The sequence below is a fragment of the Flavobacterium sp. Arc3 genome, from assembly GCF_041431375.1.
In the GTDB taxonomy this organism is placed as follows: Bacteria; Bacteroidota; Bacteroidia; order Flavobacteriales; family Flavobacteriaceae; genus Flavobacterium.
In genome coordinates this window covers 1-22,576 of sequence record NZ_JASMRI010000005.1, presented here as the reverse complement: position 1 = coordinate 22,576, position 22,576 = coordinate 1, and the positions used below count along the sequence as shown (strand labels likewise).

The 22,576-nt window shown below is 32.1% G+C and carries 22 protein-coding genes and 1 pseudogene; 18 read left to right on the top strand and 5 right to left on the bottom strand.

Going from position 1 to position 22,576, the window contains the following annotated elements; genetic code table 11:
• Positions 1 to 7 precede the first annotated feature (7 nt).
• The 3 genes from QO200_RS04685 to QO200_RS04675 all read right to left on the bottom strand — a co-directional run bounded on the left by QO200_RS04685 (position 8) and on the right by QO200_RS04675 (position 1,823).
• A complete protein-coding gene (locus QO200_RS04685) occupies positions 8 to 769 on the bottom strand; it encodes a putative inorganic carbon transporter subunit DabA (protein WP_371537379.1) in 762 nt (253 codons plus the stop codon).
• A gap of 44 nt (positions 770 to 813) precedes the next feature.
• The gene (locus QO200_RS04680; protein ID WP_371537376.1) at positions 814 to 1,281 is read right to left on the bottom strand and encodes a putative inorganic carbon transporter subunit DabA; all 468 of its coding nucleotides are present in this window, start codon (positions 1,279 to 1,281) and stop codon (positions 814 to 816) included.
• Between the two features lie 116 nt (positions 1,282 to 1,397).
• Complete coding sequence (locus tag QO200_RS04675; protein WP_371536988.1) at positions 1,398 to 1,823, bottom strand: hypothetical protein; 426 nt, start codon at positions 1,821 to 1,823, stop codon at positions 1,398 to 1,400.
• Between the two features lie 94 nt (positions 1,824 to 1,917).
• Between QO200_RS04675 and QO200_RS04670 the strand changes: the two genes are divergently transcribed.
• The 3 genes from QO200_RS04670 (at position 1,918) to QO200_RS04660 (ending at position 5,642) form a co-directional block, all read left to right on the top strand.
• Positions 1,918 to 2,811, top strand: a complete 894-nt coding sequence (locus QO200_RS04670) for a LysR family transcriptional regulator (RefSeq protein ID WP_371536986.1) — start codon at positions 1,918 to 1,920, stop codon at positions 2,809 to 2,811.
• A 124-nt stretch (positions 2,812 to 2,935) separates the two neighbouring features.
• Positions 2,936 to 4,939 (top strand): NAD-dependent DNA ligase LigA, encoded by a 2,004-nt coding sequence (ligA, locus tag QO200_RS04665; RefSeq protein WP_371536984.1) that lies wholly within the window; start codon positions 2,936 to 2,938, stop codon positions 4,937 to 4,939.
• A 10-nt stretch (positions 4,940 to 4,949) separates the two neighbouring features.
• A complete protein-coding gene (locus tag QO200_RS04660; RefSeq protein WP_371536982.1) occupies positions 4,950 to 5,642 on the top strand; it encodes a hypothetical protein in 693 nt (230 codons plus the stop codon).
• Here QO200_RS04660 and QO200_RS04655 read toward each other — a convergent pair.
• Together QO200_RS04655 and QO200_RS04650 are read right to left on the bottom strand one after the other, a co-directional pair.
• Positions 5,628 to 6,539 carry a bifunctional UDP-sugar hydrolase/5'-nucleotidase gene (locus QO200_RS04655; RefSeq protein WP_371536979.1) on the bottom strand — a complete coding sequence of 304 codons (912 nt, stop codon included), beginning with the start codon at positions 6,537 to 6,539 and terminating at the stop codon, positions 5,628 to 5,630. The genes QO200_RS04660 and QO200_RS04655 overlap by 15 nt on opposite strands.
• A gap of 121 nt (positions 6,540 to 6,660) precedes the next feature.
• Complete coding sequence (locus QO200_RS04650; RefSeq protein ID WP_371536976.1) at positions 6,661 to 7,440, bottom strand: 5'-nucleotidase C-terminal domain-containing protein; 780 nt, start codon at positions 7,438 to 7,440, stop codon at positions 6,661 to 6,663.
• A 47-nt stretch (positions 7,441 to 7,487) separates the two neighbouring features.
• Here QO200_RS04650 and QO200_RS04645 point away from each other — a divergent pair, with 47 nt between their 5' ends.
• From QO200_RS04645 to QO200_RS04575, 15 genes and pseudogenes are all read left to right on the top strand, one after another.
• Positions 7,488 to 8,006, top strand: a complete 519-nt coding sequence (locus tag QO200_RS04645) for a hypothetical protein (protein WP_371536974.1) — start codon at positions 7,488 to 7,490, stop codon at positions 8,004 to 8,006.
• A gap of 6 nt (positions 8,007 to 8,012) precedes the next feature.
• Positions 8,013 to 8,894 (top strand): 4-hydroxy-tetrahydrodipicolinate synthase, encoded by an 882-nt coding sequence (gene dapA, locus QO200_RS04640; RefSeq protein WP_371536972.1) that lies wholly within the window; start codon positions 8,013 to 8,015, stop codon positions 8,892 to 8,894.
• Between the two features lie 136 nt (positions 8,895 to 9,030).
• Positions 9,031 to 9,825: an outer membrane protein assembly factor BamD gene (locus tag QO200_RS04635; protein WP_371536969.1), complete on the top strand. Its 795-nt coding sequence runs from the start codon at positions 9,031 to 9,033 to the stop codon at positions 9,823 to 9,825.
• A gap of 8 nt (positions 9,826 to 9,833) precedes the next feature.
• Complete coding sequence (locus QO200_RS04630) at positions 9,834 to 10,151, top strand: DNA-directed RNA polymerase subunit omega (RefSeq protein WP_026709525.1); 318 nt, start codon at positions 9,834 to 9,836, stop codon at positions 10,149 to 10,151.
• Positions 10,152 to 10,158: 7 nt separating this feature from the next.
• Positions 10,159 to 11,370: a bifunctional phosphopantothenoylcysteine decarboxylase/phosphopantothenate--cysteine ligase CoaBC gene (coaBC, locus tag QO200_RS04625; RefSeq protein WP_371536964.1), complete on the top strand. Its 1,212-nt coding sequence runs from the start codon at positions 10,159 to 10,161 to the stop codon at positions 11,368 to 11,370.
• Positions 11,363 to 12,247, top strand: coding sequence for a DUF4835 family protein (locus QO200_RS04620; protein WP_371536961.1), 885 nt, complete (start codon positions 11,363 to 11,365; stop codon positions 12,245 to 12,247). The genes coaBC and QO200_RS04620 overlap by 8 nt, the downstream gene beginning before the upstream one ends.
• Positions 12,248 to 12,305: 58 nt before the next feature.
• Positions 12,306 to 13,958, top strand: coding sequence for a DNA repair protein RecN (gene recN / locus QO200_RS04615; RefSeq protein ID WP_371536958.1), 1,653 nt, complete (start codon positions 12,306 to 12,308; stop codon positions 13,956 to 13,958).
• Positions 13,959 to 14,050: 92 nt separating this feature from the next.
• Positions 14,051 to 15,241 carry an enoyl-ACP reductase FabV gene (gene fabV, locus QO200_RS04610; RefSeq protein ID WP_371536956.1) on the top strand — a complete coding sequence of 397 codons (1,191 nt, stop codon included), beginning with the start codon at positions 14,051 to 14,053 and terminating at the stop codon, positions 15,239 to 15,241.
• Positions 15,242 to 15,702: 461 nt separating this feature from the next.
• Positions 15,703 to 16,242, top strand: coding sequence for a lysozyme inhibitor LprI family protein (locus tag QO200_RS04605; protein WP_371536953.1), 540 nt, complete (start codon positions 15,703 to 15,705; stop codon positions 16,240 to 16,242).
• 248 nt (positions 16,243 to 16,490) lie between these two features.
• Entirely contained in the window at positions 16,491 to 17,297 is an 807-nt protein-coding gene (locus QO200_RS04600) for an enoyl-ACP reductase (protein WP_371536951.1), read from the top strand.
• A 124-nt stretch (positions 17,298 to 17,421) separates the two neighbouring features.
• Positions 17,422 to 18,420, top strand: a complete 999-nt coding sequence (locus QO200_RS04595) for a glycosyltransferase family 2 protein (protein ID WP_371536948.1) — start codon at positions 17,422 to 17,424, stop codon at positions 18,418 to 18,420.
• A 2-nt stretch (positions 18,421 to 18,422) separates the two neighbouring features.
• On the top strand, positions 18,423 to 19,019 hold the full coding sequence (gene coaE / locus QO200_RS04590) for a dephospho-CoA kinase (protein ID WP_371536945.1): 597 nt from the start codon (positions 18,423 to 18,425) through the stop codon (positions 19,017 to 19,019).
• 59 nt (positions 19,020 to 19,078) lie between these two features.
• Complete coding sequence (locus tag QO200_RS04585) at positions 19,079 to 20,662, top strand: sensor histidine kinase (protein WP_371536943.1); 1,584 nt, start codon at positions 19,079 to 19,081, stop codon at positions 20,660 to 20,662.
• 23 nt (positions 20,663 to 20,685) lie between these two features.
• Positions 20,686 to 21,402: a response regulator transcription factor gene (locus QO200_RS04580; RefSeq protein ID WP_371536941.1), complete on the top strand. Its 717-nt coding sequence runs from the start codon at positions 20,686 to 20,688 to the stop codon at positions 21,400 to 21,402.
• A gap of 124 nt (positions 21,403 to 21,526) precedes the next feature.
• Positions 21,527 to 21,834: pseudogene (locus tag QO200_RS04575) on the top strand (DUF4294 domain-containing protein).
• Positions 21,835 to 22,576 lie beyond the last annotated feature (742 nt).

Here is a 22,576-nt window from a genome sequence, read left to right as displayed (position 1 = left end):
TAAAAGTTTATTGATATAGAGTAATTCCTAGTGGGCTGACAAATACAAAGCAACTTATAGAGCCTGATTTAAAGGTTTTCCATAAATTTAAAATTTCCTTTTCTAACTGAAATTTATGAAGTATTTTATTGTTTTGTGTATTATTTTTTATCCTTTCAATAACATTTAGTTTTGGTATTAACAGTGCAGGAATTTGTACTTTACTAGTCTGTTTCCCCATACCAAAGAAGTTTACGGGAAACCCCAAGAAACCTGCAAAACCTAAAGTCTGAATGCTACTATTGGTTTGTTCTAAATTTCGTCTGTATATTTCTGAACGGACATCTATACAGAATACAGCTTGAATTTCTGAAGGAATAACTTCGTCCGTGTTCTTTGTTTTAAAATTAAATTTTGCAATTTTTTTTCTTTGTACCGAAAAATTTAAAGCTTCTTGTAGTATGATTTTTTTTTGTATTTCATCGCTGTAAATTTTAGATGCTTCAATATTTTTAAAGTTGGTTACGGTTACTTTCTGTTTTTCAGTAAGACTTTTGTTTCTCAGCGCTAGGAATGTGCAAAGTTCCCAGCTCGTAAGAACGGTTAATACTTCGAGAACTATGGTAGATTCTAAATTGTCTAATTTTGCTTCATAATCTCGTTTTGCAGCATAACTGGTCCAACCGTTCAAGTTCATTAAAACTCTTTCGAGATAAAATGATGATGCTGTACCATTCAATCCTAAAGCGCACAAGTTGTGTTTAATAGCTTCAAGTGGCTCATTAGGGATGTTTTTAAAACCTAATAATCCCGCAATTTCGGGTGTTCTGTCAACTAGAGCTCCTTTTTCCAGGAGATAAATAGTCTTTCGTTATTCAAACTACTCAATTGGGCTTGACCTTTGTCAAAGTAAGAGGCGAACGAGAGCGATATTCTTTGGGTAGCAAATCGTTGCCAATCTTTGTTATTTATTTCACTTGCTTTTTCAATGGCAGTGCCGATAGTAGGTAATTTTTTGTTTTTATTCTCTTTATTTTCCAGACTTTGCATGAAAACGGCAGTATTGTTTGTAGAACTTTTTAAATTACTATTAAGAGCGTTTTTGATATCACTTTCAATTATTTCGTCTTGTTTTATTTTATCTAAATAATATTCAATAGACATAATAGAGTCAATCTCTGAAATATAAGCGAGTTCTTGTGCGTCGCTTCCAAATTCTTTGTCTGTATTTCCCATATACGGATTTACAGCTACAAAATTTTCCAGTGACCATAATGGTGCTATAGTTTGGTAAACTTTAATAATTCTTTGTTCTATAGAAATAAGCGGTTTTGTAGAGATAATTGTTTCAGATTCATCGATTTATTCTAGTTGCACTGCTTTCTTTTTTGATGATTAATAAAAAGTGTTTAGATTACTTAATTGTATTTACTTGAATTTAGTGCTCCTACAAGTTTGTCAAAAATAGTATTGATGTAAAATCCATTCTTTCGATGAATGTAAAAGTGGGCTATGCTATCGTTTTTGTGTGTTAATGGAGCTAGAATCTGTATCTGATGAATTTTGATGGATATAGTAGCTTTTATATCCAAGATTTGATCGGTACTGTCTAATTGTTCGACGTAAGAAGCCAATTGTTTTTGATAGGAAGTTAAAGCGATAATCCGTTCCCCCGAATTGTCATTTTGAATTCCAAAACGAATTTTTTCGCTAAAATTTCGCAGTTCATGGAAATTGATTTTCTTTTGAATAATATGATTGATGATTTCCATTGTTTCATTCGGTAAAAAAGTACCATCAATTAAGTCAAAAGTCATTTTTTGTACGGTTGTTTTTTGTTCCATTTTGAAAATTATAAATTGGTTTATTTTATAAAGGTCCTGTTTTTAATTCATTTACTTTTATTTATATTTGTAATTGAATACATTAAAAAATTTTATGAATTATACCATACACCAATTACAAATTTTTCTTAAAGTGGTTCAAAAGTTAAGTATTACTAAAGCTTCCGAAGAACTCTTTATGACCCAACCCGCCGTGTCGATTCAATTAAAAAATCTTCAAGATCAATTTGATATTCCACTTACAGAGGTTATTGGACGACAACTTTATGTCACTGATTTTGGGAGGGAAATAGCAACTATAGCACAGCGAATTATCGAAGAGCTCGAAAATATAAACTATAAAACCATTCAATATAAAGGGATACTTAATGGGAAATTGGTTATTTCATCGGCTTCAACAGGAAAGTATTTGATTCCTTATTTCTTGTCAGGATTTTTGAATAAAAATTCAGGAATTGATTTGGTATTGGATGTAACCAATAGGAGTAAGGTCATAGAAAGTTTGAAAAATAATTTAATAGAGTTTGCTTTAGTATCTCAATTGCCTGAAAAATTAAATGTCGAAGAGGAATCATTAGTTGAAAATAAATTATATCTCATTGGCAATGAAAAAGAAAGAATGAAGAACAAATCATTAATATATAGAGAAGATGGCTCTGCAACGCGTATGGCTATGGAAAAATATTTTGATGATAAAAGAGGGAAGCAACGCAAGCAGATTGAGTTGTCAACTAATGAAGCGGTAAAACAGGCGGTTATTGCAGGTTTGGGTTATTCAATAATGCCACTTATAGGACTGCAAAATGAACTGTTACAGAAACAATTATTTATTTTACCCGCTAAAAACACACCAATAGTAACACAATGGCGATTAATATGGTTGAAAGGAAAAAAGTTGTCTCCCATAGGAAAGGCTTTTCTTGATTTTGTACGTTCTGAGAAGCAAACTATTTTAAAAAATAATTTTGATTGGTACAATCAGTACTAAATTAGCGGTAACAATATTTTTATTTCATTATTTTTGTTGACAAATAAATAGTAATACAGACAAAAAACTTGTCCTGCATTATTTATTGTGTCCAAATTAAAACTTTATTCAGGATAGTCATTTTATGGAAATTCAGCAACAAATACTGTTATTACGAGAAGAACTTAATCAGCATAATCATAATTATTATGTTTTAGACAGACCCACTATTTCTGATTATGATTTTGATTTACAACTAAAACAACTTCAGGATTTAGAAAATAAGTATCCTGAATATTTTGATGAAAATTCACCTACGCAACGTGTAGGAGGAACGATCACTAAAAATTTTAAAACGGTCCCTCATGAATACAGAATGTATTCATTGGATAATTCTTATTCTAAGGATGACTTAATCGATTGGGAAAAACGCGTGCAGAAAGTACTGGGCGACGTTCCATTAGAATACACCTGTGAATTAAAATATGATGGGGCATCAATTAGTATTACTTATGAAAACGGAAAGCTAACAAGAGCTGTTACCAGGGGGGATGGATTTCAAGGAGATAATGTTACTAATAATATCAAGACAATAAAGTCAGTTCCGCTACAGCTAAAAGGTAATTTTCCTGATAAATTTGATGTACGCGGCGAAATAATTTTGCCTTTTGCCGGATTCGAAAAAATGAATCAGGATTTAATTGAAATTGGAGAAACACCCTATTCTAATCCTAGGAATACTGCCTCGGGGAGTTTAAAATTACAAGATAGCGCCGAAGTTGCAAAACGACCATTAGATTGTCTTTTGTATTTCTTAATTGGAACTAATCTTCCATTCGCAACACAATATGATGGCTTAGAAACAGCCCGAAAATGGGGATTTAAAGTACCCAAGGAAGCGAAGCTAGCAGATAGTTTAGAGGAAGTTTTTCAATACATTGATTATTGGGACTTACACAGACATGAATTGCCTTATGAAACAGATGGTGTAGTGGTAAAAGTAAATCGCTTTCAATATCAGGATGAATTAGGTTATACTGCTAAATCTCCGCGATGGGCAATGGCATACAAGTTCAAATCAGAACAAGTTTCAACTAAATTGAATTCTATTTCTTATCAAGTGGGAAGAACGGGTGCAATTACGCCAGTTGCAAATTTGGAACCAGTACAATTAGCCGGTACAATTGTTAAACGTGCTTCTTTATACAATGCTGACCAAATCGAAAAATTAGATATACGAGTGGGGGATACTGTATTTGTTGAAAAAGGAGGCGAGATTATTCCTAAAATTATATCGGTAGATTTAAGCAAGCGTCCCGAAAATTCAGAACCCACAAAATACATCACGCATTGTCCTGAATGTCATACGAAATTAGTAAGAAATGAAGGAGAGGTCAACCACTACTGCCCCAATTTTTATGGTTGTCCACCGCAAATTATCGGGAGAATACAGCATTACATTTCCAGAAAAGCCATGGATATAGAAGGTCTTGGTGGAGAAACGGTAGCTTTACTTTTCAATAATGGATTAGTTCATAATTATGCCGATTTATATCAATTGACTGTAGAACAAATTCTCCCCTTGGAACGTATGGCACGAAAGTCTGCTGACAATCTAGTTAAAGGAGTGGAGAATTCAAAAAGCATTCCATTTGAACGTGTTCTATATGCTCTTGGAATTCGTTATGTCGGAGAGACTGTTGCTAAAAAATTAACCAAACATTATAAAAATATTGATGCATTGAGTCAGGCAACTTTAATGGATTTGATTCTAGTCGATGAAATTGGTGAGAAAATTGCTAAAAGTGTTCTTGAATTTTTTGACAATGAAGAAAATAAAATTATCATTGAACGATTGAAGGCTTACGGAATCCAATTTGAAATTGTAGAAAACATAAACCCTAATGCAACGGATAAACTCGCGGGAAAAATATTTGTGGTATCTGGCGTTTTCCAAAAATTCTCTAGAGATGAATTGAAAAAAGCAATTGAAGAAAATGGAGGAAAAGTAGGTAGTTCCATTTCTGCAAAAACGGATTACGTAATAGCTGGAGATAATATGGGACCGGCCAAATTAGAAAAAGCCAACAAATTAAATATTCCTATTCTATCTGAAGATGACTTTATGATTCTTATAAATGTAAATTAATACAGAAAAAATGAAGATCGTAAGTAAAGATAGGAACATTGAAAAAGTGTTAGTAATACTCTATTTTTTGACAGGAATAATCGAGATTCTGTTCCAGATATACATGGATAGTTATTTTCAATATATTATAAAACCAGTAGAGTTTTTACTATTGATAACTTTGTATTGGTATACCTCTTCTTTGAAAAATGGGCTTTATTTTTTTAATCTTTTATTTGTACTAATTGCAAGAATGTTTTTTATATCAAATGAAATAACGATGATAGGGTATGCCTTAATATTCGTTTTTTTTCATCGTGTCATTGAGATATATTATGTTGCTAAGTTAACTCGCATTAATGATTATATTCCAGCCTTACTAGCTTCAATACCTTTCCTATTTTATTTTTTGTATTTTGTGTCAATTCCTGATAATGTAATGGTAAAAAGTTATATTAATTTAGTTATTCAGATTGTCTTAATTTCAGCGCTCAGCGGAATTGTGTTGTCAAATTATTTGTTAGCTGATGATAAAAAAGACATCTGGTTGCTTATTTTTGGAATTATGTCGATAAGCTTGACTTTTGTTGTCTTAATTGAGAGATTTTATTTATCTGATGTGACATTAATTAGTTTAAGACCATTGGCATTATTTTTAAATACTTTAGTATGCTTTTCCTTTTATAAATTCGTTATAATTAATGAGCGGTTAAACAACGATTGATATACCTTCAGATGCTTTTTTCTTATCAGAATCAAAATAGAAATCAATTCGGCCAAGGTTAATACCATAACAGCCTACTTGGTTTACTAAAACTTCTTTTCCTGCGCTGTTTTTTGTAACGGTAGGTTTATCGAGAAAAGTATGTGTGTGTCCACCGATTATTAGATCAATATCTTTTGTCAAGGCAGCCAGTTTTAAGTCGTCTATTTTCGTTGACTCATTTTTATACTTATAACCAAGATGTGATAAACAAATAATTAAGTCGCATTTCAGATCCTCTTTTAATATCCGAGTCATTTCTTGTGCTGATTCAACGGGGTCATTATATACTGTTTCTTCATACATTTTTTTATCGACTAAACCGGCAAGTTCAATCCCAATTCCAAAAACACCGACTTTAATTCCGTTTTTATTAAAAACCTTATAAGGTTTCACCAAGCCGTCCATCAACGTGTTTTTGAAATCATAATTAGCAGATAAGAATTCAAATTTTGCATGTGGCATTTGAGCATATAAACCAGCAATTCCATTGTCAAAATCATGGTTTCCTATAGTTGAGGCATCATATTGCATCATGCTCATTAATTTAAACTCCAGTTCACCTCCATAGTAATTGAAATAAGGCGTCCCTTGAAAAATATCGCCCGCATCAAGAAGTAACACGTTTTCATCTTCCTTTCTGATTTTTTGAATCAATGCGGCTCTTCTGGCAACACCACCCATATTTGGATTTCTGGGATCGTCGGCAGGAAAAGGATCAATATGACTATGGACATCATTAGTATGGAGAATGGTTATTTTTTTGACATGCAAAGATTTAAAACTACTCAATGATACACCTAAGCCTAATACTGCAGTAGTTACGGCTGTTTTCTCTATAAAATCTCTTCTTTTCATTTTTTCCTTTTTTGGAGCTTAATCCCGCTTTCCGCTGCAATCTTTTTATTTTAAAGGAAAATAAAAAGGATTTTCACTACAATCGGGGCTAGGGCTATAATTATTTTAAGAATTTTGGTACTTATTCGACAGTGATTCGAATATCTTTAATTACAGGAATGATATCTACTTCTTTAAAGTAATCAACTAAGATGTTTCTCAATTTATAATCCAAATCATATTTTTGAATTCCTTTATTGAAAAAAGCCATGTTGTCTCCTCCATTCGATAAATAATCGTTAGTACCTACGTAGTATATTTTATCTTTATCAACAGGCTTGCCTTGTACCAGTATATTTTTAGCATTATTGTTTTTGTCAATAGTAAATGTCATACCAGCCAAAGGATGGGGCTGCTTTTCTCTAAGGAAATAATCGACAATTTCATAAATTTGTTCTCCTTTTAAAGCCACCACAACGAGACTGTTTTCAAAAGGCATAATTTGAAAAGCATTTCTAGTCGTTACATTTCCTTTTGGAAGAATTGATCTTATTCCACCTTGATTCAATAAACAAATATCAATGGTTTTGTTTTCTCTTTTAGTAAAAACAGTATTTCCACGACTTAGAGTAACATCGGCCATTAAGTTTCCTATAGTCGATTGCCACTTTCCAGTATTTTTTTCTAAAGTTTGAGGACAGTAAGCCAGCACGCTGTCTAAGTCCTTATTAATATGTTCTCTGTAAGGTTTTATAAAGTTTTCAATTTCAGGGATTTGAGATTCCTTTTCTGTAATTGGTAATTGTACGCCTTCAATTCGTGTTAGTGTCAGCGTTTTGGTTCCACAGGATACAGCGAAAAAAAATGTTAAGAATATAACAAAAAGTTTCAAAACATCGTTATACTTTTTTAGATTTACCATTTGTTATGGGACTTAATTAATTAATTTTGTAAAGTGGTAAAAATAGAATGTTTTTAAATTATATAAAAGAATTTTCTGTAAAAAAAATATTAAAAAACAGTTTGCAAAATGTTAAAAGCAATTCGGTTTCTGGAATAATCAAAACGGTTGGTGTGATTATCGACCAACGTCATTTTTTAGAAACAAACGCTTTTATAAACGAGCTTATTGCTAATGGTATTTTAGAAGAAAATATAGAGGTTGTTGTTTATAGAGAGGCAGTAAAAAAAAGCACAAATAATGTAAGAGCTACGTTTAGCTCAAAACATTTAGAGTGGAACGCAGAAATAGACAATCCTGCTGTAAACGATTTTATTGACAAAGAATTTGATTTGTTAATTAGTTATTATGATGTTGAAAAAGCAATTTTACTAATAGTAACTCACAATTCTAAAGCACATTTTAAAGTTGGTTTTTCAGCTATTGATAAAAGATTAAATAATTTAATGATCAATACTAATACTGAAAACTACAAGGTTTTTACTCGTGAATTATTTAGGTACTTAAAAATATTAAACAAAATATAATTTAACATGCAAGCATTAATAGGAACTGGTGTTGCTCTTGTGACTCCATTTAAAGCAGATTTCTCAGTTGATACGGAAGCATTATGCAGAATCGTAAATTTTTCAATAGACGGAGGGGTTGAGTATCTTGTAATTCTGGGAACAACAGCAGAGAATGCGACCTTATCTCAAGATGAAAAAGAATTGGTCATCAAAACAGTTGTTGACTGTAATAAAGGAAGATTGCCTTTAGTATTAGGAGTGGGAGGAAACGACACTAGAAGAATTGTTGAGGAATTAAAGACTAGAGATTTTTCTGGTTTTATAGCTATCCTTTCAGTTTCACCATTTTACAATAAGCCTACTCAAGAAGGAATATATCAGCATTTTAAAGCGATTTCTGACGCATCACCAATTCCAGTAATCATTTATAATGTTCCTGGAAGAACGGCAAGTAACATTTTGCCAAAAACGGTATTGCGTTTGGCAAATGATTTTAAAAATATTGTTGCTGTTAAAGAAGCAGCTGGAGATATCGTCCAAGCGATGCAAATAATAAAAGACAAACCAAAAGACTTCCTTGTGATTTCAGGGGATGATATGATAGCTTTACCTATGGTTTTAGCGGGTGGTTCAGGAGTTATTTCCGTAATTGGACAAGGTTTTCCAAAAGAATTTTCTGAAATGATTCGCTTAGGATTGAATCGCAAAGTAGATGAAGCATTTAAAATGCAGTACATCTTATCGGATTGTATAGATATGATTTTCGAACAAGGAAATCCTGCTGGAATTAAACAAGTGTTTGAAGCAGTGGGAATAGCAGATAGTTTTGTGCGTTTACCATTAGTTCAAGTTGATGAATCTTTGGCTCAAAGAATAGCTGAATTCGTTAAAAAGACAGTTAAATAGCAGTTTAAAACAGCTCTTATTTTTAAGCGAAGAAATATTTTGTAGTAGCTAAATTAATAACTAAATTTGCCACCGAAACTTCGGTATGATTTTTTGTGGGTTATGAGTAACCTATAAGTCAAATAAAATAAATAAAATGAAAAAAATTATATCTCTATTGCTTCTTGTTGTTCTTTTTGCTTCTTGTAATGAATATCAAAAAGCATTAAAAAACGATGATGTAGCTGCGAAATTTGAAATGGGTACCAAATTATATGAAGCTGGAAAATATACAAAAGCAATCCGTCTTTTTGAACAAATAGCACCTGCTTACAGAGGGAAACCTCAAGCTGAAAAGTTGTTTTACATGTTTGCGCAGTCATATTATAAAACAAAACAGTACTATTTAGCGGGTTATCAGTTTGAAAGTTTTGTTTCAGGTTATCCTAAAAGTGAAAAAGTGCAGGAAGCTGCTTATTTAGGTCCAAAAAGCTACTCGATGTTATCACCGGTTTTTAGTTTAGATCAAACAGATACATTTAAAGCTATAGATAAATTACAGAATTTCATTGATACTTATCCAAATTCAGAATATTTAGGAGAAGCAAATGAGACAGTAAAGGTTTTAAGTGAAAAAATCGAGAAGAAGGTATATGAAAATGCGAAAGGATACAATACAATTTCAGATTATAAATCAGCAATTGTAGCTTTAGATAATTTTATTAATGATTATCCAGGAACGCCATATAAAGAAGATGCATTGTTTTATAAGTTTGATTCTGCTTACCAACTAGGAATCAATAGTGTTGAATTTAAAATGGAAGAACGTTTGAATGTTGCAAAATTAGCTTATTCAAATTTGATTAAATTTGACCCAGAAACAAAATATAAAGAGAAAGCGAACGAAATGTTAGTTCGAATTGAACAAGATTTACAAAAATTTACTAAATAAATAAAGTCATGGATTTAAAAAAGACGAATGCTCCGGTAAATACAATAACATACAATAAAACTGTTATTGAAGAACCTACTGGAAACGTGTATGAAGCGATAACCATTATGGCTAAAAGAGCAAACCAAATCAATTCTGAAATTAAAAAAGAATTGACTGAGAAATTAGAAGAGTTTGCTACATATAATGATAGTCTTGAAGAAGTTTTTGAAAACAAAGAACAAATTGAGGTTTCAAAATTCTATGAAAAATTGCCAAAGCCACACGCTTTAGCTGTTCAAGAATGGTTAGACGGTAAAATTTACCATAGAGATTCAAATAAATAATACTACAATGTCAGTTTTAAGCGGAAAGAAAGTTTTACTAGGAATTTCTGGTGGAATTGCCGCCTATAAAACTGCGTCTTTAGTACGACTATTCATAAAAGCAGGTGCACATGTCCAAGTGATAATGACACCTGCTTCTAAGGATTTTGTAACTCCTCTTACATTATCCACCTTGTCTAAAAACCCAGTGCATTCCACTTTCTTCAATCAAGATGAAGAAAACGAAAAATGGAATAATCACGTTGATTTAGGGTTGTGGGCAGATCTTATGGTTATCGCTCCAGCGACAGCAAATACTTTGTCAAAGATGGCAAACGGTACTTGCGACAACCTTCTAATCGCAACTTACTTATCTGCAAAATGTCCTGTTTATTTTGCGCCAGCAATGGATTTAGATATGTATAAGCACCCTTCTACAATAGCTAGTTTTAAATTATTACAAGCATTTGGCAATACTATAATTCCGGCAGAAAGTGGCGAATTAGCGAGTGGTCTTTCTGGCGAAGGAAGAATGGCTGAACCTGAAAATATTATTCGGTTTTTAGAAGCTGATTTAGAAAGTAAATTACCCTTAAAAGGCAAAAAAATACTAATTACTGCAGGGCCTACCTACGAAGCAATTGACCCAGTACGTTTTATAGGGAATCATTCCTCCGGTAAAATGGGATTTGATATTGCAAAGAGTGCTGCAAACTTAGGAGCTTCGGTTATTTTAGTTGCTGGTCCCACACATTTTACGGCAAATCATAGTTTAATTAAGGTTGTATCTATTGTTTCTGCACAGGAAATGTACGATGCCTGCCATAAGTATTTTGATGAAGTGGATGTTGCGATAGCTGCTGCTGCAGTGGCTGATTACAAGCCTAAAAATGTAGCTACACAAAAAATAAAGAAAGCCGCAGATAATTTTGTGATTGAACTCGAAAAGACAAAAGACATATTAGCTTCATTGGGAAGTATAAAGAAAAATCAGTTCTTAATTGGTTTTGCTTTAGAAACAGAAAATGAAATTGAAAATGCGAAGGGTAAAATCCAGAAAAAAAACTTAGATTTGATTGTTTTAAATTCTTTACAGGATGAAGGAGCCGGTTTTGGAAAGCAAACTAATAAAGTTACCTTTATCGACAAGAACTTTAATATTGAACCGATGGAACTGAAATCAAAAGAAGCAGTTGCTGACGATATATTAAATAAAGTAATAGCAAATTTTTATGAGTAAAATATTTACCTTTTTCTTACTACTTTCAGTTGGACTTATGCAAGCACAACAACTAAATTGTACTGTAACGGTAAATTCAGATAAATTAAGTAATGCCAATCAGCAGGTTTTCAAAACCCTTGAAACGTCACTGAATGAATTTATAAATAAAACAGATTGGACAGGTGAAACATTAAAGCAAAATGAAAAAATTAGTTGCTCTATGTATATTACTATCTTGTCTAACAGTTCAGATCAGTTTACGGCAACACTGCAAGTGCAATCTTCAAGACCTATTTATAATTCTTCTTATTCTTCACCAGTTTTAAACTATAATGATAAAGATTTTAGTTTTAGATATACTGAATTTGAGAATTTACTTTTCAATCCTACGGCCTTTGAATCTAATCTTGTTTCTGTAATTTCTTTTTATAGCTATATAATATTGGCAATGGATCAGGATACTTTTGTTTTAGAATCAGGTAATCCTAATTTTGAAGTAGCACAAAATATTGCAAACGTAGCTCAACAAAGTGGTTATAAAGGGTGGAGTCAAATTGACGGCAATCAAAATCGTTATTTCCTCATCAATGATATGTTATCTGGATCCTTTTCTACAATACGTAAAACAGCATTGGACTATCATTCAGGTTTAGACCTAATGGCAAAAGATCTGAAAGCGGCGAAAGAAAAAATTAAAGAGTCATTATTAGATTTAGGGAAACTAAATTCTTCTAAACCTAATGCGTTTTTGACACGTATATTCTTTGATGCAAAATCAGATGAAATTCTTTCCATCTTTTCAGGTGGACCAAGTCTCACGATATCGGATTTAATTGAGAGTTTAAATAAAACATCTCCTTTAAATTCAAGTAAATGGGGAACGATCAAATACTAAATTTATTATCTATTTTTTTTACAATAAATTTAAATCTTCAAAATAAAATATACCATAAATGATAACCACTCTATCAATAAAGAACTATGCTTTAATAGAAAAATTAAGTATAGATTTTTCAAAAGGATTTTCAATTATTACAGGAGAAACGGGTGCTGGTAAGTCAATTATATTAGGGGCTTTAGGACTGGTTTTGGGAAAAAGAGCCGACTTGACTTCTTTAAAGAATAAGGAAGAAAAGTGTATTATTGAAGCACATTTTGAAATATCAAAATACAATTTATCACCTTTTTTTGAAAGTAATGAATTAGATTATGAAGATGATACGATTGTAAGACGTGAAATTCTACCTTCTGGAAAGTCGAGGGCTTTTATTAATGATAGCCCTGTGAACTTGCAAGTATTACAAGAGTTGAGTTTGTTTTTGATAGACATTCATTCGCAACAGCAAACAAGGGAACTGTCTGAGGAGAATGTACAGTTTGATATCATAGATGCTATAGCTGACAATGACCAAAATATTCAGCAATATCAATCTCTTCTTAAAAGTTATAAAGCTGATAAAACGAAATTAAATTCACTTATTAAGAAACAAGGAGAATCGCTAAAAGAGCAGGAGTACCATAGTTTTTTATTAAATGAACTAGTTGAAGCAAGTTTAAAATCAGGAGAACAAGAAATCCTTGAAGATGATTTTGAAAAGTTAAATAATGTTGAGATTATCAAAGAGTCTCTTGATAAATCTTTGGCTGTTGCCAATGAAGAACAGATAGGTGTTTTGTATAATCTAAAAGAAATTAAAGCTTCTTTGCAAAAAATAGCTTCTTTTTCGACAGATTACAATTCACTTTTAGAAAGAATTTCAAGTGTTGCAATTGAATTTGACGATATTTCAGATGAACTTAGTCGTTGCTCAGATAAATTGGTGAATGACCCGGTACAATTGGATTTTATTGGTCAGAAGTTACAACTCATTTACAATTTACAAAAGAAGCATCAGGTTTCAACTATCGATGAATTACTGGAAATTCAAACTCAATTAGAAAATTCAGTTTTTGAACTTGGACATCTAGAAGCAGAAATTGAAAGTCTTACGGAAGCTATTCAAGAAAAGGCAGAATTATTAGATGTAACTGCTACTTCAATTCACGATAATCGATTGCTGGCAATTCCAATTTTGTCTAAGAAAATGATTGTTATTTTAGACACCTTAGGAATGCCTAATGTTCGTTTTGATATTCAGGTGAAACAATCGGCAACATATTATCCTAACGGAAAAGATGAAATTCAATTTCTATTTTCGGCTAATAAAGGAACTGATTTTGGAATACTTAAAAAAGTTGCTTCTGGTGGAGAGATGTCCAGAATAATGCTTGCTGTAAAAGCAATATTAGCGCAATATTCTAAATTACCTACATTGATTTTTGACGAAATTGACACTGGTGTTTCCGGTGAAATTGCCATTAAAATGGGTGAGATTATGAAAGAAATGAGTAAAACAATGCAAATTTTTGCAATTACACATTTACCACAAATTGCAGCAAAAGGAAATGCGCATTTCAAGGTTTCAAAATCTACGGTAGGAGAGGATACACAATCGGAATTAAAGCTATTGACAGACGAGGAACGTATTATTGAAATTGCTCAAATGTTATCAGGAGCAGTAGTTTCAGATTCGGCCCTAAATCACGCTAAAGCCTTGTTGAACTAGTTTTTTGGTTTATATTTGCTTTGTTTAGGAAGAAGAATAAAAAATTTTAGAAATAAATTGAAATAGTAAATCAACGATTAAACGATATAAAAATGATTATAGAACCTAGAATGAGAGGATTTATTTGTTTGACAGCTCACCCTGATGGATGCGAACAAAATGTAAAAAATCAAATTGAATACATTAAATCAAAAGGAGTAATAAACGGAGCAAAAAAAGTGCTTGTAATTGGTGCTTCAACAGGTTTTGGTTTAGCTTCAAGGATTTCAAGTGCTTTTGGATCTGATGCTGCAACTATTGGTGTGTTTTTTGAAAAGCCACCTACTGAAGGAAGAACAGCTTCTCCAGGTTGGTATAACTCTGCTGCTTTCGAAAAAGAAGCGCATAAAGCAGGTTTATATGCAAAAAGTGTTAATGGTGATGCTTTTTCTGATGAAGTTAAAAAACAAGTATTAGATTTAATTAAAGCTGATCTAGGACAAGTGGATTTGGTTGTTTATAGCTTGGCTTCCCCAGTGCGTTTAGACCCAAAAACAGGAGTTTTACATCGTTCAGTTTTAAAACCTATTGGAGATAAATTTACAAATAAAACAGTTGATTTTCATTCTGGAAAAGTTTCTGAAATATCTATTGAGCCTGCTGCAGGTGATGATATTGAGAATACAGTGAAAGTAATGGGAGGTGAAGACTGGGCAATGTGGATCGATGCTTTAAAGGCTGAAAATCTTTTAGCACCTGGCGCTACTACAGTTGCTTATTCTTACATAGGGCCATCATTGACTGAGGCTGTTTATAGAAAAGGAACAATTGGTCGTGCAAAAGATGATTTGGAAGCTACTGCATTTACTATCACTGATAGTTTGGCAGACATCGATGGAAAAGCGTACGTTTCGGTAAATAAAGCATTAGTAACGCAAGCAAGCTCTGCTATTCCGGTGATTCCATTGTATATTTCTTTATTGTACAAAATAATGAAAGAAGAAGGAATTCACGAAGGATGTATCGAGCAAATCCAACGTTTATACGCTGATAGATTGTTTTCTGGAAAAGAAATACCTACGGATGAAAAAGGTAGAATTCGTGTTGACGACTGGGAAATGCGTCCTGATGTTCAAGAAAAAATAGCTAAACTTTGGATAGAAGCTACTACTGAAAATTTAGCCGAGTTAGGAGATTTAGAGGGTTACAGAAATGACTTTCATAACCTATTCGGATTTGGATTTGACGGTGTAGATTACAAAGCAGATGCAAACGAAATGGTAGCAGTAGGAAGTATCAAGTAATACTTTTTCTTCATTCAAAATACAACACCTTAATTTATGCGGTTTATGCCAAATAAAGTAGGGTGTTTTTTTTAGGAGTCTTGCGATTGTTGATTTCAACTAAACACAATAGAATTATTTGCTAAATGCACAATAGCTGAAAAGTACTATTGAAAAATATTTTTTTTCTTTTGGAGATTTGTGTTTACTTAAGGCCAATAGGAGCAAGGATTATAAAATGATTTAGGTGGAATTCAGTTTTAAAAAATCTTATTCTGCAAGTTGATTAATTTAGAAATTCAATAGAATACTAACCATATCGTTTATAATGCGAAGTAAAAAATAGTACCTCTGTTTTTTTTTAATATAATTTTAGGTATTAGTTTTATATCATTTGATTACTTTAGTTTATTGTTGGCGCAAATAGGTTTTAAATGGAATGAATAGTCACTTTGCGTTATAAATTACAAATAAAATAAATAATGAAAAATAGACTGCTCTTAATTCTACTAGTATCAATAACTTTTGCAAATGCGCAATCAGAAATTACAAATGCTAAACTAAGTGAAATTAAAAGTCAAGTAGGTAAGCAATCACTTAAATTTAAAGATTCTTTGACAAAAACGAATGATGGTTCTGATCTTCCTATGGATATAGAATTTAAAACAGACGTTTACCGAATTGAAAAGTTAGCTGATAAGAAAGTAGAGATTGACTATACCACTTCAGGAATGACTAAAGCAATTGTAGAACTTAATAACGATTATGATAAATTACTTAACAAGTATTACGCTATTCTAATGAAGAAGTTGCAAGCTAAAGATCAAGAAAAATTAAAAGAAGCACAAAGAAATTGGATTAAATTCAGAGACAGTGAAATTCAAGTAATAGGAATTGTTTCTAAAACTGAATATTCTGGTGGCGGTACAATTCAAAGTAATATTATGGCCGGACGTATAAGCGACTTGACAAAAAACAGGCTGTATATTATCAAGGAGCATCTTAATCAATGTGTAAATTAGCAGTTGCTTTTTTATAATTTGATGAATCGTTAATAGTTGTAATTTACTCACGACAGTAGTATCGTCTCCAGATTTTGAAAAACAAGGCTTTTTAGCCGTAGTTTTTATTAATAGGGAATGTGGCGAATGGTCGGACTACTCTTCCTGAAAATTATAAATAATGGGATACCTAATAATGAAAAATAAAAGGCGTTTGCAAGCCAATGTTTGATTGTGTATTTTTGGGTGTTTGTATAAAAAAAGGATGTATGCATAATTTATTAAAAGGAAAAAGAGGAATCATATTTGGTGCTTTAGATGAAAATTCAATAGCCTGGAAAACAGCAGAAAGAGTTCATGAAGAAGGCGGTGTTTTTGTTCTTTCGAATGCTCCGGCTTCAATACGAATGGGTTCTATTTACGACTTAGGCCAAAAAACCGGCTCGCAAATCATAGCTGCGGATGCGACATCGGTGGCTGATTTAGAGAATTTAGTTGATCAGGCAATAGAAATTCTTGGCGGTAAAATAGATTTTGTTTTACACTCCATAGGTATGTCTGTCAATATAAGAAAAGGTAATCATTATACCAATCAGAATTACGAGTATACCGAAAAAGGATGGAACGTTTCTGCAGTTTCTTTTCACAAAGTAATGCAGGTATTGTATAAAAAAGACGCTATGAATGAATGGGGGAGTATTGTCGCCTTGTCTTATATGGCTGCGCAACGTGTTTTTCCAGATTATAACGATATGGCTGACAATAAAGCATACTTGGAATCGGTCGCACGTAGTTTTGGTTACTTTTTTGGAAGAGATAAAAAAGTACGAGTAAATACAATTTCACAATCACCAACAGCTACAAAAGCGGGTCAAGGTGTAAAAGGATTTGTTAGTTTTATTGCTTTTGCAGACAAAATGGCACCTCTAGGGAATGCAACTGCTTTAGATTGCGCTAATTATACGGTGGCTATGTTTTCAGATTTAACTAAAATGGTCACCCTTCAAAACCTTTTACACGATGGTGGATTCTCTAATATGGGAGTAAGTCAGGAAGTTGTGGAAATGTTTGAATAACGAGAAAAGGCTTAATAAAATTTTATACAAAACCATCAATTAGTAGTTGATGGTTTTTTTATTGAGATAGTATATCTTTGTTAAAAGCTTGCCTTAATCGTATAATTAATTCACTTATAAAAATATGTTTTTTTCTTTAATTATTCCCGTTTACAATAGACCTGATGAAGTTGATGAACTACTAGAGAGTTTGTCGAAATCAAATTACAATGAAGATTTTGAAGTTGTAATTATAGAGGACGGTTCATCTGTAAAATGCGAAGATGTAGTTCGGAAATATGACCGTAAATTAGGTATTTCCTATTATTATAAAGACAATTCCGGTCCTGGTGACTCTAGGAATCACGGAATGAAGAAAGCCAAAGGCGATTATTTTATCATTTTTGATTCGGATTGTATTATTCCAGCGGAATATCTTACTGAGGTGGATAAAGCATTAAAGCATAGTTACGTGGATTGCTTTGGAGGGCCAGATCGGGCTCTTGATAGCTTTTCAGATATACAAAAGGCAATCAATTTTGCTATGACATCTTTTCTAACAACAGGAGGAATAAGAGGCGGTTCTGAAAAAATAGATAAATTCCAACCAAGAAGTTTTAATATGGGATTGTCCAGAAAAGCTTTTGAAGCATCAAAAGGCTTTGGAAACATTCATCCTGGTGAGGATCCAGACTTATCAATTCGCCTATGGAATTTAGGTTTTGAAACCAAGCTCTTCGCAAGTGCGTATGTATATCATAAGAGAAGGATTGATTGGGATAAGTTTTCAGTACAAGTTAATAAGTTTGGTAAAGCAAGGCCGATACTTAATAGTTGGTATCCTAAATACAATAAGCTTACGTTCTTTTTTCCGTCGGTTTTTATAATTGGATTTACAGTAGCGGTAGTATTGTTGATTTTCAATTTTGATTTATTGCTTAAGCTGTATTTTATTTATTTTTTGGTACTGTTTTTGGTCTCAACATATCAAAACAAAAGCATTAAAATTGGCTACTTATCAGTTGTAGCTGTTTGGAAGCAGTTTTATGGTTATGGAATAGGTTTTATAGAATCATTTGTAAAAATTATCATTCTGAAAAAGAAGCCTCAAAATGCTTTTCCTGAATTATTTTTTAAAATTTAATTATGACTAAAATTGTAGGATTAACAGGTGGTATAGGTAGTGGGAAAACTACGATTGCAAAATATTTTAAATCTTTAGGGATTCCTGTTTACATTGCAGACGATGAAGCAAGGAAAATTATGCAAACAGCCGAAGTTATCAACTCAATTAAAGAAACATTTGGAGCGGGTCTTTTTCAAGGAGCTGATCTAAAAAGAGATAAACTAGCTGAAATAGTGTTTAACGACGCTGAAAAACTGAAACAACTCAATTCGATTGTTCATCCAGCCGTAAAGAGTCATTTTAAACAATGGCTTTTTGAACATAAAGAGTCGGCAATTGTAATTTACGAAGCAGCAATTTTATTCGAAAGTGGAAATTATAAAGATTTTGACGTAATAATTACGGTCACAGCCCCATTAGAATCACGAATTCAGCGTGTAATGGATAGAGATAAAACAACGCGAGATAAAATTTTGGAAAGAATAAATTCGCAATGGACTGATGAACAGCGTGTTTCAAAAAGTGATTATGTCATTGAAAATATCAATATTGAAATTGCTAAGAAGAAAACGGATAAAATTCTTAAAATTTTGAGTATTAAACAAAATGAGTGTTAGATGTTAATGTTTGGTTAATGTATTATCATTCATATTGTTAAAATGTTAATTTTGTTCTGATGAATAAACTATTTTTTAGATTACTGGTTTTATTAATGAGCTTATCCTTAATCGGAATAATTCTAGTTCAGGTATATTGGTTTAATAGCTCGTTTAAAAACAACGATGAACAATTTAAATTTCACGTAAAACAAGTTATTGGGAATGTTGCTGATAAGCTTCAAAAACAAGAAGCATATAGCTTTTATAATAAATACAATCGTATAAAAGATAGTACAGGTAAAGCACCAAAAAAAGAAGATTTAACTGAGTTTTATTACGTACAGAGAAATACAAAAACGAATAAGACTATTGTGTATTCTAATAGTATTATTTCTGAAGATTATGATATTTCATCTTCTTTATTTAATAAGAAATTCAACGGTGATAAATTTAAGAATTTCAGCTCAAAACGAGTTACTGAGGTGTATAATAGTAAAGGAGTTGATAAATCTGATTTACAGCAGAATTTACTTCCAGATGTTACGGTTGAAAAATCGGGGAATCTAGATGTATTAGATAAAGTACAATTTGAAATCTCTTATAAAGATATTGCAGCAGCAATGCCTTTAGAAGAAAGAGTTTCTAAAGAAACACTAAATAAATTAATAAAGAAGGAACTAGAAGAATACGGTGTAAACACAAAATTTGAATTCGGAATTTACAGTAATGGTATTGCCACAAACGTAAAGTCACCTGATTTTAAATATGATAAGGAATTAACCTATTCTATACCTATTTATACTGATAATGAAGGGAATGAAAAATACAAGTTATTAGTTAGTTTTCCGCACAAGAAAAAATTCTTGTTGTCTGAATTGATAAGTATAACAGTATTGTCGATCATTTTTACATTAATTATCATTGTGGCTTATACGAGTGCACTGAATCAATTGATACGCCAACGTCAAATTTCTGAAATCAAAACAGATTTTATTAATAATATGACGCATGAGTTTAAAACACCTATTGCTACTATTAATTTGGCTTTGGATGCTATTAAAAACCCAAAAATAATTGATGACAAGGAAAAAGTTTTCAAATACCTGCAGATGATTCGGGATGAAAATAAACGAATGCATGCCCAGGTTGAAAATGTTTTACGAATTTCTAAGCTCGAGAAAAAAGAGCTCGATATAGATAAAGAATCAAGCAATGTAGAAGAAATTATTGTTGACGCTATTGAGCATGTTAATTTAATTTTAGAAGATAGAGAAGGAAAGATTACAGCTCATTTTGATGCTGCGAGAACCACAGTTTTGATGAATGATGTACATTTTACAAATGTGATTGTCAATGTTCTAGAAAATGCAATTAAATATTCTCCTGATGTACCAGATATAGATGTGTATACAGAAAATATTAAAGATATGATCCTTATCAAAGTTCAGGATAAAGGTTTAGGAATGAGTAAAGTGGCTCAAAAAAGAGTTTTTGAAAAGTTTTACAGGGAACACACTGGAAATATACATAATGTAAAAGGGCATGGTTTAGGTTTAGCCTACGTTAAAAGAATCGTAGAAGATCATAACGGTCAGGTATATGTGGAAAGTGAGAAAGGCAAAGGGAGTACCTTTATAATAAAATTACCCCTAATAAATTAAAAATACCGCAAATAAAATATAATATGGAAAATATAAATAAAAAAATACTTTTAGTAGAAGACGATCTTAACTTTGGTGCTGTTCTTAAAGATTATTTAATGCTAAATGATTTTGATGTCATTCTTGCTAAGAATGGTATGGAAGGATTCGAAAAGTTCAAGAAAGACACTTATGATTTATGTATACTGGATGTAATGATGCCTTATAAAGATGGGTATACATTAGCGAAGGAAATAAGAGAGAAAAATAGCGAAGTGCCTATTATTTTTCTTACTGCAAAATCGATGAAAGAAGATGTTTTAAAAGGGTACAAAGCGGGAGCTGATGATTATTTGAATAAACCTTTTGATTCAGAAGTCTTATTGATGAAAATCAAAGCAATTATTCAAAGAAAATCTTCTGATACTAAAACAGAACAAGTTCAACATGAATTTAATATTGGAAAATTCCACCTTAATTCTAAATTAAGATTCTTAACGTTTAACAACGAAGAGCCTATTAAATTATCTCCAAAAGAGAATGAATTATTAAAAATGTTGATTCTTCATGAAAATGATTTAATGCCAAGAGAATTAGCTTTGACAAAAATATGGAGAGATGATAACTATTTTACTTCTCGTAGTATGGATGTATACATTGCTAAATTAAGAAAGTATCTTAAATTAGATGAAGATGTCGAAATCCTGAACATTCACGGTGAAGGGTTTAGATTAGTAGTCAAAAACAAAGTAGAAAAATAAAATAAGTAAGGCTTCGAGAAATCGGAGCCTTTTTTTTTCGGAGCTTTTTCGAACTATCCAGTATGATCTTTTTTGAGGTCAGTACTAAAACTTGTAGTGGAACAAAATTAGGCTTAAAAAATTGGTGCGTAGTCAAGGGCGAATAGTGGTAAAGTTAATCCACCGCCAAACGGAACAACAACTTTTGACTTGGTAAAAACACTAAAAAGTGGATGGAAAGCCTTTTGGTCTAATACCGCAGCCAGCATGTTTGACATTAATTTGAAAACAGAATATGTCCCTTTTGAATCCAATGAAGACTTTTTGATAGAAACTATACTAGCAAGAGCCTTCGAATCAGGGAGGTTGCAAAATCAAATGCCGGCACATCCTGTAGATATTGATAAGCTGAATGATTTCTGGGAATCAAAAGCACAGCAACCAAAACGATAAATAATATATGGGCGTTCCCCATTATAAAAAAAAAGAGGCTATACCTATATATACGGAGTAGCCTCTTTTTTTATAATCGGTCGGGCTATCCGCTACAAGTCCTCGCCGCGATTCCACTTCGTTCCACCGGGACTGTGGGCTTTTCACTACTATCCCTAACGCAAAGAAAGGAGGTTAGAGGTAAAACACACAACGAAAAAAGAAAAATTCACTGTTTTTAAATACTAAGTCCTATAGTAGATCGGCAATATCGTCTTAAAGGGGCAGTTGTAATTTGTTCCATATAATTGCAAAGCAATTTTAAAAACGCTGTATTTGCATAGAAACCCCACAAACTTCGTTCATAATGTCCCCCTCTCCTTCGGAGAGGTGCGGGGAGAGTAAAAAAAATCCATCTTCAAAAAGCGTATTTTCAGCTAGTTAAACTCAAGGTTAAGAGAACATCAAAAAAAAGCTAAATTAAAGTATTGTTTAACGGTATAAAGAGTGTATTTTTGCACCCGCAACAACGAATAAGTTCTTTACATGATGATAAGCAAACGAAATAATAAAGGAAATTTATTTTCTAAAAATTTCAAAAAAAGCTTGTGAGATTTGAAAGAGTTTATTACTTTTGCACCCGCTTCGAGAAACGCGCTAAGTGTTGCAACGAGACGATAAATAATAAAAGAACACGTTCCTAGACATATTGAATTGACAGCCGTTTTAACAGAGATGTTAGAACAAAAGAATAAAGAGTAAT

Coding starts and splice junctions, on each gene's coding strand:
- QO200_RS04675 (WP_371536988.1), bottom strand. CDS start 1,823: ATGGAACAAAAAACAACCGTACAAAAAATGACTTTTGACTTAATTGAT.
- QO200_RS04670 (WP_371536986.1), top strand. CDS start 1,918: ATGAATTATACCATACACCAATTACAAATTTTTCTTAAAGTGGTTCAA.
- ligA (WP_371536984.1), top strand. CDS start 2,936: ATGGAAATTCAGCAACAAATACTGTTATTACGAGAAGAACTTAATCAG.
- QO200_RS04660 (WP_371536982.1), top strand. CDS start 4,950: ATGAAGATCGTAAGTAAAGATAGGAACATTGAAAAAGTGTTAGTAATA.
- QO200_RS04655 (WP_371536979.1), bottom strand. CDS start 6,539: ATGAAAAGAAGAGATTTTATAGAGAAAACAGCCGTAACTACTGCAGTA.
- QO200_RS04650 (WP_371536976.1), bottom strand. CDS start 7,440: ATGGTAAATCTAAAAAAGTATAACGATGTTTTGAAACTTTTTGTTATA.
- QO200_RS04645 (WP_371536974.1), top strand. CDS start 7,488: ATGTTTTTAAATTATATAAAAGAATTTTCTGTAAAAAAAATATTAAAA.
- dapA (WP_371536972.1), top strand. CDS start 8,013: ATGCAAGCATTAATAGGAACTGGTGTTGCTCTTGTGACTCCATTTAAA.
- QO200_RS04635 (WP_371536969.1), top strand. CDS start 9,031: ATGAAAAAAATTATATCTCTATTGCTTCTTGTTGTTCTTTTTGCTTCT.
- QO200_RS04630 (WP_026709525.1), top strand. CDS start 9,834: ATGGATTTAAAAAAGACGAATGCTCCGGTAAATACAATAACATACAAT.
- coaBC (WP_371536964.1), top strand. CDS start 10,159: ATGTCAGTTTTAAGCGGAAAGAAAGTTTTACTAGGAATTTCTGGTGGA.
- QO200_RS04620 (WP_371536961.1), top strand. CDS start 11,363: ATGAGTAAAATATTTACCTTTTTCTTACTACTTTCAGTTGGACTTATG.
- recN (WP_371536958.1), top strand. CDS start 12,306: ATGATAACCACTCTATCAATAAAGAACTATGCTTTAATAGAAAAATTA.
- fabV (WP_371536956.1), top strand. CDS start 14,051: ATGATTATAGAACCTAGAATGAGAGGATTTATTTGTTTGACAGCTCAC.
- QO200_RS04605 (WP_371536953.1), top strand. CDS start 15,703: ATGAAAAATAGACTGCTCTTAATTCTACTAGTATCAATAACTTTTGCA.
- QO200_RS04600 (WP_371536951.1), top strand. CDS start 16,491: ATGCATAATTTATTAAAAGGAAAAAGAGGAATCATATTTGGTGCTTTA.
- QO200_RS04595 (WP_371536948.1), top strand. CDS start 17,422: ATGTTTTTTTCTTTAATTATTCCCGTTTACAATAGACCTGATGAAGTT.
- coaE (WP_371536945.1), top strand. CDS start 18,423: ATGACTAAAATTGTAGGATTAACAGGTGGTATAGGTAGTGGGAAAACT.
- QO200_RS04585 (WP_371536943.1), top strand. CDS start 19,079: ATGAATAAACTATTTTTTAGATTACTGGTTTTATTAATGAGCTTATCC.
- QO200_RS04580 (WP_371536941.1), top strand. CDS start 20,686: ATGGAAAATATAAATAAAAAAATACTTTTAGTAGAAGACGATCTTAAC.